This window comes from Flectobacillus longus, assembly GCF_030056705.1.
Lineage (GTDB): Bacteria > Bacteroidota > Bacteroidia > Cytophagales > Spirosomataceae > Flectobacillus > Flectobacillus longus.
Genome location: NZ_JASHIC010000023.1, coordinates 115,358 through 130,813 on the forward strand (window position 1 = coordinate 115,358; position 15,456 = coordinate 130,813).

Annotated in this window: 13 protein-coding genes; 3 read left to right on the forward strand and 10 right to left on the reverse strand. The window is 36.6% G+C overall.

What is annotated here, in order from left to right; translation table 11 throughout:
- Nucleotides 1–61 precede the first annotated feature (61 nt).
- Together QM491_RS17485 and QM491_RS17490 are read left to right on the forward strand one after the other, a co-directional pair.
- Nucleotides 62–757: a response regulator transcription factor gene (locus QM491_RS17485; RefSeq protein ID WP_283328863.1), complete on the forward strand. Its 696-nt coding sequence runs from the start codon at nucleotides 62–64 to the stop codon at nucleotides 755–757.
- Between the two features lie 342 nt (nucleotides 758–1,099).
- A complete protein-coding gene (locus tag QM491_RS17490) occupies nucleotides 1,100–2,629 on the forward strand; it encodes a glycoside hydrolase family 10-like protein (RefSeq protein WP_283328864.1) in 1,530 nt (509 codons plus the stop codon).
- Nucleotides 2,630–2,947: 318 nt separating this feature from the next.
- Here the strand turns inward: QM491_RS17490 and QM491_RS17495 are convergent, their stop codons facing one another.
- The gene (locus QM491_RS17495; RefSeq protein ID WP_283328865.1) at nucleotides 2,948–4,690 is read right to left on the reverse strand and encodes a capsule assembly Wzi family protein; all 1,743 of its coding nucleotides are present in this window, start codon (nucleotides 4,688–4,690) and stop codon (nucleotides 2,948–2,950) included.
- A gap of 94 nt (nucleotides 4,691–4,784) precedes the next feature.
- On the opposite strand from QM491_RS17495, the gene QM491_RS17500 reads away from it, so the two are divergent.
- A complete protein-coding gene (locus QM491_RS17500) occupies nucleotides 4,785–5,234 on the forward strand; it encodes a hypothetical protein (RefSeq protein WP_283328866.1) in 450 nt (149 codons plus the stop codon).
- Between the two features lie 38 nt (nucleotides 5,235–5,272).
- Here the strand turns inward: QM491_RS17500 and QM491_RS17505 are convergent, their stop codons facing one another.
- The 9 genes from QM491_RS17505 to tamL all read right to left on the reverse strand — a co-directional run bounded on the left by QM491_RS17505 (nucleotide 5,273) and on the right by tamL (nucleotide 15,388).
- Complete coding sequence (locus tag QM491_RS17505; protein WP_283328867.1) at nucleotides 5,273–6,010, reverse strand: glycosyltransferase family 2 protein; 738 nt, start codon at nucleotides 6,008–6,010, stop codon at nucleotides 5,273–5,275.
- Between the two features lie 204 nt (nucleotides 6,011–6,214).
- Entirely contained in the window at nucleotides 6,215–7,171 is a 957-nt protein-coding gene (locus tag QM491_RS17510) for a glycosyltransferase (protein WP_283328868.1), read from the reverse strand.
- Between the two features lie 97 nt (nucleotides 7,172–7,268).
- On the reverse strand, nucleotides 7,269–7,628 hold the full coding sequence (locus tag QM491_RS17515) for an SxtJ family membrane protein (protein WP_283328869.1): 360 nt from the start codon (nucleotides 7,626–7,628) through the stop codon (nucleotides 7,269–7,271).
- Between the two features lie 125 nt (nucleotides 7,629–7,753).
- Entirely contained in the window at nucleotides 7,754–7,903 is a 150-nt protein-coding gene (locus QM491_RS17520; protein ID WP_170117758.1) for a DUF5989 family protein, read from the reverse strand.
- A gap of 37 nt (nucleotides 7,904–7,940) precedes the next feature.
- Complete coding sequence (locus tag QM491_RS17525) at nucleotides 7,941–9,146, reverse strand: hypothetical protein (RefSeq protein WP_283328870.1); 1,206 nt, start codon at nucleotides 9,144–9,146, stop codon at nucleotides 7,941–7,943.
- A gap of 13 nt (nucleotides 9,147–9,159) precedes the next feature.
- Entirely contained in the window at nucleotides 9,160–11,025 is a 1,866-nt protein-coding gene (locus QM491_RS17530) for a carbamoyltransferase family protein (protein WP_283328871.1), read from the reverse strand.
- 447 nt (nucleotides 11,026–11,472) lie between these two features.
- A complete protein-coding gene (locus QM491_RS17535) occupies nucleotides 11,473–12,534 on the reverse strand; it encodes an NAD-dependent epimerase/dehydratase family protein (RefSeq protein ID WP_283328872.1) in 1,062 nt (353 codons plus the stop codon).
- Nucleotides 12,535–12,665: 131 nt separating this feature from the next.
- Entirely contained in the window at nucleotides 12,666–12,917 is a 252-nt protein-coding gene (locus QM491_RS17540; protein ID WP_095160665.1) for a hypothetical protein, read from the reverse strand.
- A 161-nt stretch (nucleotides 12,918–13,078) separates the two neighbouring features.
- Entirely contained in the window at nucleotides 13,079–15,388 is a 2,310-nt protein-coding gene (gene tamL / locus QM491_RS17545) for a translocation and assembly module lipoprotein TamL (protein WP_283328873.1), read from the reverse strand.
- Between the last annotated feature and the right edge of the window lie 68 nt (nucleotides 15,389–15,456).

The window sequence follows — 15,456 nt, forward strand, 5'->3', positions numbered from 1 at the left end:
ATCCAGTGAGTTGATTTTGTTGAGTAATGATACTTTCGCTCAACGACTAATTATCAAATATATGAGCAATACGCTACCAACTCCCAAAATCCTTTTGGTCGACGACGACCCAGATATTATTGAGCTATTAGAGTATAACCTTACCAAAGAAGGATTTGATACGGCCTCGGCAACAGACGGGCTTCAAGCCTTGGAGGTAGCAAAAAAATTTAAACCAGATTTGATTTTGCTCGACGTGATGATGCCCAAAATGGATGGAATCGAAACGGCTCGTCAATTGAGATTGCTGTCGGAGTTTAAGGATACCTACATTTTGTTTTTGACAGCTCGTGCAGAGGAATACACCGAAGTAGCAGCTTTTGATGTAGGTGCTGATGATTACGTTGTAAAACCCATCAAGCCTCGTGCTTTGCTAAGTCGTTTGAAGGCACTTTTAAGAAGAGATTCTCAGCAATCAGAGGCTGAAGATAAATTGGAAATAGGCTCACTTTTCATCAACCGAGTAAACTATACTGTACTCAACGATGGTAAGTCTTTAGTAATGCCTAAAAAAGAATTTGAATTATTGTCGTTTCTTGCACATCATCCCAACAAAGTATTTAGTCGTGATGAATTGTTGGAAAAAGTTTGGGGTAGCGACGTTTACGTGGTAGAAAGAACAGTAGATGTTCACATCAGAAAACTACGTGAAAAAATCCCAGAATACTATATCAAAACACTCAAAGGTGTTGGATATATGTTTTCGGTAGATGCTTAGAGTTAATGAGATAAGATATTGACGCAATATTTTCTCTTAAATATATAAAAAAGTCCTCTCATGATGGGAGGACTTTTTTATTGCCATTTACTCATTTTGCTTAAGTATTGAAAGGATAAATTCTGCCATTGAATCAAGAAAGGATAAGATTCTAACATTTTATGAATAACTTGCAAAACAATGCTGTTGATAAGTACCCTTTATAAGACATAAGCCACCCACTTTCAAATAGCATTCCTGCCACAATTCTTTAACTAAAATTGAAAATTATATCCTTATTTTGATTTAAAATCCTAAAAAAGAGTTGCTTGCGTGGCACCTGGTAAGAGTTTTGGAATGTGTATGTATAAGACTATTTTTCATGTATGTCTGTTTTGTGTTTTAGTATGCTCTAGTTGTCATTCTCAACAAAACAGAACGGCTGAGCTCACCTCTAAATATGAGTTTAGAGCCGTTTGGATAGCGACAGTCGACAATATAGACTGGCCTCGTAAGGGTCAATATAATTCAGAAGAGCAAAAAAGAGATTTCATCAGGATTCTAGATGAGCACAAACGCTCTAACATGAATGCCGTGATGGTTCAGGTTCGCGATGCTTGCGACGCCTATTATGCCAAAGGTTTAGAACCCTGGTCCGAGTTTTTGACGGGTACTCAAGGCAAATTTCCTTCACCATTTTACGATCCCTTAGATTTTATGATTCAAGAGGCTCATGCTCGCAATATGGAATTTCATGCGTGGCTAAACCTCAATCGTGCTACCTTCAAAAGGGCTGGTTCTATTATGCCTGAGCATATTAGTGTTACTAAGCCCGAATGGATGATTCAGTACGATGGACAAAAAGTATTAAATTTTGGTATTCCTGAAGTGCGCGATTATATTGTACAAGTAGTAATCGAAATACTCAAAAACTATGATGTAGACGGAATCCACTTTGATGATTATTTTTATCCTTATCCTGTGCCAGGTCAGCAGTTAAATGACCTCGACACTTTTCGAAAGTATGGAGCAGGTTATAGAAATATCGAAGATTGGAGAAGAAGTAATACCGATATTTTGATTCAACAAATAGGGGAGGCGATTAAACGCATAAAGCCTTATGTAAAATATGGTATTAGTCCGTTTGGTGTTTGGCAAAACTATAGCCCTATTGTAAAAGTAGGCTCTAAAACACAAGCTGGAACTACTTCGTATCAAACACTATATGCTGATACTCGTAAATGGATTGAGAAAGGCTGGGTAGACTATATAGTACCACAAGTGTACTTTGAACGTAGTCACCCTAAAGTACCCTACAAAATACTAACCGATTGGTGGAGTCAACATACTTATGGGCGTCATTTGTATATCGGGCATGGTATTTATAAAATCAAGTCAGGTTGGAACAATGCCGAAGCTACAAGTCAACTTCGTTTAGATAGAAGTAATGCCAATATTCAAGGTGGGATGTTCTTTAGCTCAAAGTGCCTAACAGAAAATTATGGGGGAATTCAAGATTCCTTACGCGCATCGTTATACCATTATCCTGCTATTATTCCTCCTATGAGATGGAAAGATAGTATTGCACCCAAACCACCCCAGAGAGTAATAGCCTTGAAGGATAATGGACTGAATAAATTGGTTTGGCAACCAGGTGAAAAAGCTTCTGATGGCAACGAAAATGTGTACTTTGCGGTTTATCGATTTGAAAAAGCAGAAAAAATTAATCTTGAAAGGATTGATAAAATTCTTTATGTTGGAAGAGACGTTACTTTTTTAGATTATACTTCCGAAAGAGCCAGAGGATATGTATATGCAGTAACTTCCTTTGACCGACTACATAACGAATCAACACCAACGATGGTTGTTGTAAATTATGGGGATACACGATAATTTAACGATTGGCTTGTTACCTTGAACAAAATGGAGGTCATTTAATTTCTAATCCCCTATAGCGCCGTGCCTAAAATGGAGGATTACTGTAATAGAAATAAACCCCTCAAGTGTCAAATTTGATAACTACACAGCGTGATATACTGTACGAAGGATTCCCAACTATTGCAGATTTGGGATTTCTGAAATATTAAAAAACACCTTCATTTTTTATAAAATAGGGTAAAAAAGTATATTTCACTTCCGCAATCCAACATCCGATATCAGAAATAGATGATTCTTAAAACCCTTCGTACACTACTAATTCAGCATTATTACCTAGTAATACTGCCCTCTGTCGGCAGTATTCCAACGAAGACCGATTGAGAGAAGATTGGTAACAGAATTAAGGCTGCTTTGTTGACTTTTAAAATCTCTATGTAAATAATGTAAGTCGACAAAAAAGTTGTGTTTGAACTGATACGAAGCTCTTATATCATATGTCAAATGCTGCGAAGCTACACCCTGCCCCAATGTATTTCCTTCGTCGTCTTTATACAAAACCCATCTACTTCGAGAATTGTAATCTAACAGAATATTTCTTCCCCAGTTGGTTCCATTGCTATCGTCGCCATAGCTGGCAAAAATTAATCGCCCTACTAATTGAAGCTTGGGAGTGGGCTGAGCTCGTAGAGTATGAGTCCATTCATAAAAATTGGCTCCTAATGGGTGGGCAAGTGCTTGGTTATAGTGTGAATAACTAAGCCCCGTATAGCTATGACTATAAGTATAAGGTCTTGCAACATTGTATTCACCTTGGTAGTCCAAATGTTTAATGCCTAAAACGTCGATATATTTTAGTCCTAGCTGTGCTCCATATTTATTGGTCCAAGAGCCTGTATTCGAAAAAATCTCTTTTATAATAAATTCATCTAGCATGAATTGACCATATAGAGAAAACTTTTTAGCAAAATTGTATTTGAAATCAAGTCCAACCAAAGCATTATCCCCACTTCCTTGAAAACTTTCCACAAAGCGATAGAAAATAACAGGATTGAGATAATTTAGTTCAAAACCACCTACACCATTTGTACTATCCCTTTTGAAAATCACACTTTCAGTCAGTCCAATGTTTAGTTTTGAAGATACATTGATGCTCAAATGGTGCATTGCCATGTATTTTTTAGGAAAGGTTTGGTCTGGAGAAATACGGCCAGGGTTGATAAGTTCAGCAAATAGATTTTGGTATTGGAATGCTCCAATTTGGGTTGTCAGCTTTAAAAATAAGTAAGGCGCTGCATTGTCGGAAAGAATCATAGAACGAAACCCATTCCCAATAATATTTTTGTCATGCCCAAATTGAATACCAATGTTTTTGGTAGCTTGGAAAGTTAAGTAGGCACGTGCAGAAAAGAAATCTGTAGTCAGAGGGTCTTTTTTAAAGTATTTTGTTAAACCCTCTCCTGGCATTCCCGCAATTTGAGTAGCAGTTGTAGGGGTATTTTGATTAATATAGTCTGCATAACCTTTGATATAATCTGGTATTCTAGAAATGTTGTCGGTCATGTAGGTATAAAACCCAATTTTGCTATTAATCATCCCTCGTATTTCGATACCACGGGTATTGAGTGAATAAAAAGACTGATTACCACCCGATACTGAGCCAACCTGTACATTCATAACAGGATTAATGTGGATATCTATGTCATCATTGTGGACAGAATAAGCATCAGATGGTTTTTTATAAAAATATTTCCATAGTGATTTTTTGCTACTATCTGTTTCTTCCGAAATCCATTCCCAATTATCATTTTTAAAATAGTTGAAGTTAAACTCGTCAATCTTATCAGCATGAAGACTAGTGTCTTGGGCGACAGTTTCGATAAATTGTGCAACATCTTTACGGGTATAGGGCTTGATACCTGTGTGAAAAGTTTTTGAGAAACGCCCATATTTAATCTCATAGCGGTCTAACAAGTCATAATAGTCGGCATTGAGAGGCACAAAAACACTTTGAGCTTGGGAGCTAGTGATTACTGCAAAAATGAAGAATATTAAACCTAAAAGGCGTTGAGAGAACATAAGCAAGGCTTGTATGAAACAAGATTAAGGTTTGTATATAACAAATGACGATAGAGTTGTAACTTTGTCATAAATTAAAAAATGCTACTTTGCTATGGCCATAGGGAAATATTTTACGGTAATGGTGGCTACTGCAATCAAATTTTTTAACGGTCCTATTGCGGGACTATTATTGGAATTGACGTGGTGGGAGACCGCTGTATGTACCATTTTAGGAATGATGCTTACCGTAATTAGTGTTTTGGTAATAGGAACAAGTGTTCGTAGCTTGATACAAAAATATAGAAAAACTCCTGCAAAGCTATTTTCTCGCCGTACAAGATTTGCGGTAAGATTATGGAAGAGGGTCGGTATTTGGGGGATATCATGCTTTACACCCTTGTTTTTTACACCAATAGGGGGCACATTATTGGCGCTATCTTTTCGGGTACCTGTGCTTAGAATTCTAATTACAATGAGCATTTTTGCTGTATTTTGGGGCATCACACTTACGTATGCACTTTTTCAGCTTAGTACTTTACAAACATTACTTTTGCACAAATAAAAAGGATGAGGTAATAAGCCTCATCCTTTTTATTTGTATTATTTTTTCTTCATATAATCACCTCTAGAGAAAAACTTCTCAATCATACAGTAAAGTAAAATAAAGAAATAACGACTACCCATTTCCTTAATCTTGAGTTTTGACTCTCCATACTTACGGTTAGTCCAACTGTTAGGTACGACTGCATAAGAATAACCTCGTACATACGCCTTCAAAGGTAGTTCAACTGTTAGATTGAAGTGTGGAGACATGAATGGTTTAATACCTTCGATTGTTTCACGCTTGTACAATTTAAAAGCATTTGTAGTATCGTTGGTTTTGATACCTGTAGCAAGCTTGACAATGAAGTTGGCAATGCGGTTGATGAATAATTTCAAACGAGGATAATCATACACTTTTCCACCTTTGATAAAACGACTTCCAAAAACAGCGTCTACATTTTGTTCAACCATGGTATTGTAATACTTCACCAAGTCTTCTGGGTCATCAGACATGTCAGCCATCATAACAGCTACACAGTCTCCCGAAAAACGCTCTAGACCATAACGAACTGCATATCCAAAACCATTAGGCCCCTTGTTGGTAAAATATACCAAGGTAGGAATTTCAATCTGTAAAGATTTTAAAACCTCTTCTGTACGGTCTTTGGAATTATCGTTTGTTACACAAATTTCGTGGTCAATATTGTATTTCTTTAGTGTTGCATACAGGGTTCGTAGGGTTTCAGGAATAGATTCCTCTTCGTTGTATGCAGGGATAACAACACTTAATTTCATTTTTACGATGTTAATTTTATTTGGCAAATAATAATTAAGTTGGTGGGCAAGATTAAATTAATTTTACCCGCATTAATCTCTAGTTTTTTTGCATTCGGCTAAAAGTTAAAAAGTATTTCTCATGAAATAATAGAAGCTTTTTTGCCTAATGCTTACAGTTTATAGTCTAAAGCGTATTAATGCAATTTTATTTTGCATGATTACTTATTTAATCTTACAAATCTCAGTAGAGTCTACTTGTTGTATCAATTCGTGATATTCTAGTGCTGGAATAAAATGCTTTTGAGTACGATAGTTTAATACGGTGAAAACTAAGAAAAGTGAACTCAAAAAGGCTTGTAGAATTACGATTACAGCAGTCGAAACCAATGTTGTTGCCCAGCCTGGCGAAGCATAAGGAGTTGTAAGACGAATGATTGATACAACCAATGCCACCAAGATAGACAAAACAACCAATACCAGAGAGCTTATGACGATTCGAACGGCTACAGTATCAAGATATACAGAAATGGCACTTAAACCGTGAAGAATCAGCGATACAAAATTCATTTTAGACGTACCCGCCAAACGAGTACCTCTAATAATAGGAACAGAGTTGTATGACAATTTAGAACGAATGACTCCGCCCGGAAAATGATTCCAGATTTCGGAAACATACGCTAATTTCTTAGCTTGTTCAAAAGGAAGTATGCAGAAGTTGCCAAACTCAATTACTTTTCCTGTTAGTAGACCAAAAAGGCCTTTATATACCAAATATCCTATTCTAAAGATGAGCCCTTCACTACGTTTGGCACGTTTGGCAAAAACAATTTGATTGTTTTTTAAACAAGCGTTATATAAGCTTTCTATGTCTTCAGGACGGTCTTCTCCATCTGAATCCATGACTAAGAGATAATCAAACGTACGCTCTTTTGTGAGAAAGGAAAGGCCAAGAGCAATAGCCTTTTGATGGCTAACATTGCGCCAAAGTCTGATAATTTCAAGTTTGTATGCTGAAAAACGATTTATATCACAAGGAATAGAAGAACAATCATCCACAATGGCAAAAGAGAGTTGCTCAAAGAAGCTCGGCTCAACAGTATGTTTGATACGTTCAAGTAAAAGCTCTAAAGCATCCCAATCATTGTAAAGAGGAATAAGAATTTTTATGGAATTGGGCATGATGTTTTTAATTGTAAATACCAATAAGCTGTTTTAGTTGAAAGATACCTTAATCATAAAGACCAACATTCTTTCAGCTCACATTAGGGGCTTTACCTTACCATACATTTTCTAAATCTTTTGATTCATATAAGTGATCACGGTCTTGGTAAACAGAATCTTTCCCTGCTTTTAGTCGTAGGTTATCTTTCTTGGTTAGTTTAAAGATAAATGCAATAGGGGTTAAGAATATGAAAAATATGATAGATAGCAGAATTTTTGCATTAAAACCTCCTAAAATTAAGGCAAATTTACTCCAAATCCATGTAATTTTTTCACTCAAAAAATCTGAAAACACTCCCGTTAATCCAATAATTAAAGAAGCAATTAATAGAGCTTTTGATTTGAATACAACATATAATACTAGTAACCCTACTGTAATTACAAGCATGGTTTCAAGATTTTTCTCTCTTTTCATTAAATAATGCAGTTTTAACTCCAAAGAAACAAAGCTTTGGATAACATATTCTGGTGAATATTGATAAATAAAAACAAGAGAGCTATAACATGAAGATTACAGCTCTGCTTGCGGAGGTCTTTTGTCTAGAATAACGTATAAATAAAAGGAGCTATGGCCGAACCACCACCAATTACAATTAGCACACCAATAAGTAAGAGCACGATAATTACTGGTAAAAGCCACCATTTTTTGCGCTCTTTCAAAAAGCTAAATAAGTCTGTTAAAAAATCCATTTTATTAATATTGAGTTTATGCTATATGTTTTAACCTTTAATTTGAGTTCTGTGCTTCTTTAAATTTTTGTACTAAAGCCTTCGTAAATACTTGGTTTCCTAAAGCCGTAGGATGCTCATCATAAGGAATGGCATACTTAGGGTCAAGAGGGTTAAAGAGTTTGGAAAGGTCAATTACTTTTACATTTCGATCTTTTAGTAATCCAATAATTAATTGGCTATCAATTGTAGTAGGATAAATTACTGCATAGAACGGTTGGTGTGGAAATTGGGTCTGAAAAGACTTTGATGCTCCAGCAATAACATCCGCCGTTAAAGCATAATCATCTTTGGTTATTTTGAAAGGATAACCTACTTTGAAAAGCTTCAAAAGATTACTACCTAACATTGTATCATAAACTAATGACCGAAGCTTACGACCTGTTATGAATAAACCTGTATGTTCTAATTTCCCTGATTCATTATGGAAGTAAGGAGCGTTACCACGATTGTAACCAAAATTGGTCATGGTTCCGATTACCCTATTTACATGATCATCGATATAAATGTAGAAGCCTACTCCTTGCTTTTCTTTTACGATTTTTGAAGGTGCAGGGGTTTCTAGTCGAGCCAGTGCTTGATGAGGTCCATAACCACTGTAAGCAAAGTTATAAGGATGAAAGTTTGTGGTATATTGACCGAAGTAAAAAGGAATTGTCTCTGTACTTTGAACTCCTTCTCCAAATGTCATCGAACATCCATAAAACTGTGCAAAATCAGGAGTTTTTTTGATACTATCTACTGGTGTAATACGAAGACTATTGCTATCTGTTTGATAAGTAATATGATAAATAGTCTTGCCATTTACTTTTTTGATACCTGAGTAAGTTCCATTGGGTTTAGGCTTATACCCCAAAGTCGTATCCATCTCCATTGAATGTTCTGGACCTTCTACTTTAAGTCCTTTACTGGCTTGGGCTTTAAGAACCCAACCTGAACCTATTTCAAGACCTACTACTACCAAAATTGTCATAAAGATAGCTAGGAATAGGTTCAGAAGCCCTTCAACCTTGAACTTCACACCCGCCCATAGCGCCCATAACAAAGCAGCCCAAAAACTCCATTTGCTCACAAGTGCCATCGGAATGCCAGCAACAATCATGTTTCCGTCACCCTTTACTAAATCTAACAACAATAGACTTGTACTACCCAAACATAGTAATATCAATCCAATGGCTATAAGAATCGCATAATTTCTTTTCATAGAGTCAATGGTTTTAATCTAGTTTGAATTCGTTTTTCCATTCATCGCCTTCCGTCCATGCAGGTTGATTTTCTTTTGAAAACAAGAAGTTTCCAACTACCAAATAGTCCATTTCTGTACGCATAAGGCATTTGTAAGCATCTTCAGGTGTACAAACAATAGGTTCGCCACGAACATTGAATGAGGTATTTACGACAACACCATATCCAGTTTGTTTCTTGAATTCATTGATTAATGTCCAGTAACGAGGGTTTGTTTCTTTATGAACAGTTTGAATTCTTGCCGAAAAATCAATGTGAGTAATTGATGGTAAATCAGAACGTAAATAATATAGTTTTTCCATCAAGGGTAATGAACGATAATTTGAAGGAAGAGGGTTACGGCGTTTTTCTTGTACACCATGTACCAATAGCATATACGGCGAATCACCATCCAGTTCAAAATAGTCTGCTGCGTCTTCGGCTAATACAGACGGTGCAAATGGACGAAAACCTTCTCTATATTTTATTTTTAGGTTGAGTTTCTTTTGCATTTCTGAGTTTCGAGCATCGCCAAGGATACTACGTCCCCCTAGTGCACGAGGTCCAAACTCCATTCTTCCCTGAAACCAGCCCACTACATTTCCTTCCGATAGGATTTGTGCTGTACGAGAAGCTAGTTCGTCAAAATTCTCAAAATAAGTAAACTCAGCTTTGTACTTACGAGCCATTTGTTTTGTCTCTAAGTCTGAAAATTCAGGACCTAGATAAGACCCCTTCATTTCGTCGAGGGCATTTGGTGTGAGCTTTCTAGCTTGTTTGAAATAGATGTATTCTCCAGCCAGAGCAGCTCCTAGTGCACCACCAGCATCGCCTGCCGCAGGTTGGATATATACATTCTCAAAAATATTCGCTTTTTGTAATTTACCATTAGCAACGCAGTTGAGAGCTACACCACCTGCCAAACATATATTTTTAGAACCAGTAAGACGTTTAGCTTCTTGAGCCATTTTTATCACGATTTCTTCAGTTACTATTTGAGCAGCTAATGCAAAATTACAGTGAATCTCCTCCAAATTAGATTCAGACTCACGGCGTTTAAATCCAAAAAGAGCCTCCCATTCTTTGTCTTTTACCATACGAAGACCTGTAGCATAGTCAAAATATTTTTGATTTAGCCAAATAGAACCGTCTTCATAAATAGTAATAAGTTTTGTTCTGATAATGTCAGCAAACTGATGCGTTTGTTCAGAATTAGGGTCACCATAAGGAGCAAGCCCCATAAGCTTATACTCTCCAGAATTTACTTTGAATCCAGCAAAGTAGGTAATTGCAGAATATAACAATCCCAGCGAATGAGGGAATTGAAGTTCTTTCAGTATTTTGAGGTCTTTGCCCACCCCATGACAAATAGATGCTGTGGCCCACTCACCTACGCCATCTATTGTAAGTATTGCTGCGTCTTCAAAAGGAGAAGGGTAATAAGCACTAGCGGCATGTGATAAGTGATGTTCAGGAAATAATAGCTTTACCTTCTTTTTATCAAAGCTTCCAATTTTGAAGAGCTCTTCATAAAGCATACGTTTAAGAAACATCTTTTCTTTTAACCAAACAGGAATTGCTGTCAGAAAAGAAAGAAGTCCTTTGGGCGAAAAAGCATAATATGTTTCGAGCAAACGTTCAAATTTCAACAAAGGTTTGTCATAAAAGACAATAGCATCAAGCTGATCTAAGCTCAGTCCAGCCTCTTTTAGGCAATATTCAACCGCAAGTGTTGGAAACCCTGGGTCGTGCTTGATACGAGTAAAGCGTTCTTCTTGTGCCGCAGCAACAATTTCACCGTTTTGGGTAATCGCAGCGGCCGAGTCGTGATAAAAAGCAGAAATACCTAATATGTTCATCAATACAATGCCACAAGGGCCTATTATGTTACTTGGAAATTGCACATCAAATTAAAGAATTAAACCTCCAATGATGTACAGTAAATTAGATAATTGAACCTTATTTTTAAAGCATTTTGGAATACTAAAAAGCTTTAAAAAATAAAATCCGATTAATCGACTTAGTAAATTTAGATTATTCGATTCAGAATGATAACAATCTATTGAATCCAATAAAGGGAGTAAGTCTACTATTGATTGAAGAAAGAGTAGCTTGCAATTTTGGCAACAAAGCCAAAAACTTCATAATAGTAAAATATGAATTTCTCAAATATAGCTTCCTCGTATCTAAATTACAAATGTTTATAGTTGCTAACCACTGTTTTTTGATGACAAACCAAGAATGAATTTAAAAATTTAATGATTTAATAAAGAAGGACTTAAGAATCAATCCTAAGTCCTTCTTTATTATAATCGGCTAGTGATACCGTCGTGAATTTGTTGGAGCGTTTCGTTCAAGCCATATTTCCAGTTCCAAGTTGGATAGTGTTCTTTAAACTTCGAAAGGTCAGAAATGTACCAGATGTGGTCACCAATACGATTAGTTTCTGAGTAGCTATAACTCATTTTCTTGCCAGTGATTTCTTCACAAATTGTGATACCTTCTAGCATTGAGCAGTTGGCAAAACGACCACCTCCTGCGTTATATACTTCGCCTACACGTGGGTTTTGATAGAAATGCCAGAACATATTTACCAAGTCATAAGAGTGAATATTGTCACGAACTTGCTTTCCTTTATAACCAAAAATAGTGTAATGGTTGCCAGTAATAGCACATTTCATCAAATATGCCAAAAAGCCGTGCAATTGCGTACCTGAGTGGTTTGGACCAGTCAAACATCCACCACGGAAGATACCTGTTTTCATGCCAAAATAACGACCATATTCTTGTACCAAAATATCAGCTGCTACTTTAGAAGCGCCAAACAACGAGTGTTTTGTATGGTCAATACTTAAGTTTTCATCGATACCGTTTTCGAAATATTGGTGATTTGAGTCAATTTCCCAACGAGTTTCAGTTTCGATTAATGGCAAAAAGTTCGGATTGTCTCCATAAACTTTGTTGGTCGATGTAAAAATAAATACAGCTTCAGGACAATGCAAGCGAGTCATTTCAAGCATATTGAGTGTACCGTTTGCATTTACTGAGAAATCTGTGAAAGGTTCTCTGGCAGCCCAGTCATGAGAAGGCTGTGCCGCAGTGTGTAGAATCAGTTTGATATCGGCACCAAATTCTTTGAAAATAACTTCTAATTGAGAAGCTTCTCTGATATCAGCTTGATAGTGCTTATAATTAGCAAATTGTTCTTCTAGACGATTGCGATTCCAAGCAGTTGAAGCCTCTTGACCGAAGAAATATTGACGCATATTGTTATCAATCCCAATTACAAGGTCAAATTTTTCAGAAAAGAATGATACTGCTTCACTACCAATAAGGCCCGCTGAGCCTGTTACTAATGCAATGTTCATAATTATAAAAAAGAGGGGTTTAAATCGAGAAAGAATAGGTTACTACTCTGGTGTCTTTCTAACTAAAAAGCGTTACAAACAGAGTTGCAACGCTTTTATCATCTATAAAAAAAGATTAAAATCTTAAAATATTAATTGCCTTGTGTAATTTCAGCAGCTGGACCGTATAATTTTTCACGGATTTTTGCGGCTCTTACTTCGTTTTCTGGCTTAGCTGTATATTTATTTTTTGTTTGGCGTGCAGCACTGTCAGGGTGAACTCCGTACACATACTCATCTCCTGCACGTAGGTCTTTTTGCTTGATAGTGTTGTTTTTTTGGTAGTCACAAGCTACTGCTAACATGGCTACTGCTGCGATGGCTAAGATATTTTTGCGATTCATTGCTATGTATTTATTTGACTCGTTATCAGAAACTAGGTTACAAAAATAGCCCCAGTTTTTTAATTAAAAAAGTTTCTTGCAAAGTTAAACAACCTTTTTTCGCAAATATGATATATCAATTCTCTTACAGGTATTTAGAATAAATGAAACTTGTATTATTCTTAGAATGGTAAACCTATCGCAATGTTTAAAATTAAGTTCTCTTTACGCCAATCAGAACTCGAAAAATCAATATCTTTAATAACCCATCTCTCTGATTCGGGTAGGTAAGGTTTACGTAATGGTGTGGCCAAGTCAAAGCGCAAAAGTAAATACGTAAAATCAAAGCGTAAGCCAATTCCAGCTCCTACAGCAAGCTGTTTATAAAAATCTTTGCCAAAAACACCATCAGCGCCATACAAAACTTCATCTTTATACATCCAAACGTTACCTGCATCTACAAATATTGCACCTTGTATAAAGTCATTTACCTTGGCTCTTAGTTCGGTATTCATTTCTAGTTTCATATCTCCAGCTTGTGCACCCAAGAAAGTTGTCGCATTGTCGCCAGAGGCATAATAAGCTCCAGGACCAATACCACGTGCCACAAATGCCCTGATACTATTGCTACCACCCACAATGTATTGCTTCGGAAATGGAAGGGAATTGGAATTGCCATAAGGTAAACCAAAGCCAAGCATGACACGATTAGCCCATTTGATTTTACTATTAATAGTTTTGCTATATCGCATATCCAAATCACTTCGTATATAGCGTGCATAACCGACACCAAATAGAGTTTGAGCTTCATTCGTTGAATTGGCAGATTTGGCAAGTACACTTGCTAAGTTTCCTGCAATTTCAAAACTTCCCGAAAGGGCAAAGCTTGAGCTTTTGGTAGGTCTTGGATTATAAAAAAACTGATAGATAGAACTTGGTATAATCGTGTTTTGATCTAAAATCGTACCTAATTGCTGGGGTGCGAACATGATCATATAATTGATATAGTCAAATGAAAAATCAAATGTCCGTACATAACTGATAGAGAGTGGTGTAAAAGTATGCCTCAATGTTGAGTTTTGACTCCAATCATAAGCCAAAGAACCACTCAAAGAGGTTGTACGATACATATTACCTCGATTAATGTATTCATAATTAACGTTGAAGGTAGTAGAAGGTAAAGACTGGTTTCGAGTTGGATTGAACTTGATAAATGGCACTGCAAAACGTGGTAGTGTAAGCGAGGTTGCTATTTTATAAGTTGAGTTGTTGATGGCATTGGCACCGCCACCTACTTGAAACTGGAGACCTGTTGAGGCTGAAATGGTAAAGATTTCGGCGCCTCTAAACAAGTTCAGGTTTCGCCAGTTTACGGCAAGATCAGTACCGTTAAAGTTATTTGACTTCGACGAGCCACTCAATTCTGCTTGTAAAGATTTATGTTTTTGAGGAGTCAAATAATAATAGACATCCAATAATGCCGAGTCTGAGCGAGGAACTAGCTCAAACTTATTTTTGACAAACTTAAAATTTTTGAGATTAATCAAACGAGACAATGATACGTCCTGAAAACGGCTCGAATAGTTACGACCATGACGAAATCCAATGGCATCAGCAAATACTTTGGGACGGTACCTATGAAGTGGGTCTTGAATACGGATGCCTTGGTAGTTAGTAGATTCTGTAACGATAGTATCAGTTTTAGAATCTCCATAATCGGCTATTACATGAATATCATTTATGTAATAAACCTTTTTGGCTAACTGAGCTACGTTAGGTTTGATTTCGACCAAAATATCTACTTTGGTCTTTTTACTCATTGAATCCGCTTTAAATATAACGTAGTCGGGACGAAAATAATAAAATCCTCGTTGTTTCAACTCTCGCTCAATACGATTGCGCTCTGCTACTAGTGTTTCATAATTATATGGATTTCCTTTCACTAAAAGCGTTCTTTTCTGAGTATTGAGTAATGCTTTGCCAAAGGCACTGGTATCTCCATCTGTCTCAAAATGAATTGAATCGAGCAAATATTGCGGTTTCAAATTAACTGTATAAATCGCTTTGGCTAAACGTTTTTTGTCCAGAATATCGCCAGATGTTGTAGTACGGAAAAAACCTTGATTGTTTAATAAAACATTGATTTGTTTGGTATTGGCATTAATAACGCCACGGCTTGCTAGTATAGGTGGTTCACCAAATTTGCGGCGAAACCATGACCTGAACCCCTTGGGTTTGCGTGGATCGCCCATAACATAGTATAGCCATACTCGATACGGAAATCCCATGATAGCAGTATTGGGCTTAGGTCTTACAAATTCGGCTAATTCGATAGTTACACGCTCTATTTCTGATTTTTTGATACTCGAATCCGCCTTGATTTTAATTTCGGCGCCAGTGTATAGGCTTTCGCCAGCAGGTAGCTTTTTAGTTACCGAGCAACTGGCTAGTAGAAGAATAAGGCCGATATATAGAGCACTCTTATGAATCATGTTTGTAATGGCTATTTTAGGCTTTGAGCATTTTGCTATCGGCCATCAGATATAAGTTTATATTATTG

Excerpts from the sequence above, each read along its gene's own strand:
- QM491_RS17485 (WP_283328863.1), top strand. The coding sequence starts at position 62 with ATGAGCAATACGCTACCAACTCCCAAAATCCTTTTGGTCGACGACGAC.
- QM491_RS17490 (WP_283328864.1), top strand. The coding sequence starts at position 1,100 with ATGTATAAGACTATTTTTCATGTATGTCTGTTTTGTGTTTTAGTATGC.
- QM491_RS17495 (WP_283328865.1), bottom strand. The coding sequence starts at position 4,690 with ATGTTCTCTCAACGCCTTTTAGGTTTAATATTCTTCATTTTTGCAGTA.
- QM491_RS17500 (WP_283328866.1), top strand. The coding sequence starts at position 4,785 with ATGGCCATAGGGAAATATTTTACGGTAATGGTGGCTACTGCAATCAAA.
- QM491_RS17505 (WP_283328867.1), bottom strand. The coding sequence starts at position 6,010 with ATGAAATTAAGTGTTGTTATCCCTGCATACAACGAAGAGGAATCTATT.
- QM491_RS17510 (WP_283328868.1), bottom strand. The coding sequence starts at position 7,171 with ATGCCCAATTCCATAAAAATTCTTATTCCTCTTTACAATGATTGGGAT.
- QM491_RS17515 (WP_283328869.1), bottom strand. The coding sequence starts at position 7,628 with ATGAAAAGAGAGAAAAATCTTGAAACCATGCTTGTAATTACAGTAGGG.
- QM491_RS17520 (WP_170117758.1), bottom strand. The coding sequence starts at position 7,903 with ATGGATTTTTTAACAGACTTATTTAGCTTTTTGAAAGAGCGCAAAAAA.
- QM491_RS17525 (WP_283328870.1), bottom strand. The coding sequence starts at position 9,146 with ATGAAAAGAAATTATGCGATTCTTATAGCCATTGGATTGATATTACTA.
- QM491_RS17530 (WP_283328871.1), bottom strand. The coding sequence starts at position 11,025 with ATGAACATATTAGGTATTTCTGCTTTTTATCACGACTCGGCCGCTGCG.
- QM491_RS17535 (WP_283328872.1), bottom strand. The coding sequence starts at position 12,534 with ATGAACATTGCATTAGTAACAGGCTCAGCGGGCCTTATTGGTAGTGAA.
- QM491_RS17540 (WP_095160665.1), bottom strand. The coding sequence starts at position 12,917 with ATGAATCGCAAAAATATCTTAGCCATCGCAGCAGTAGCCATGTTAGCA.
- tamL (WP_283328873.1), bottom strand. The coding sequence starts at position 15,388 with ATGATTCATAAGAGTGCTCTATATATCGGCCTTATTCTTCTACTAGCC.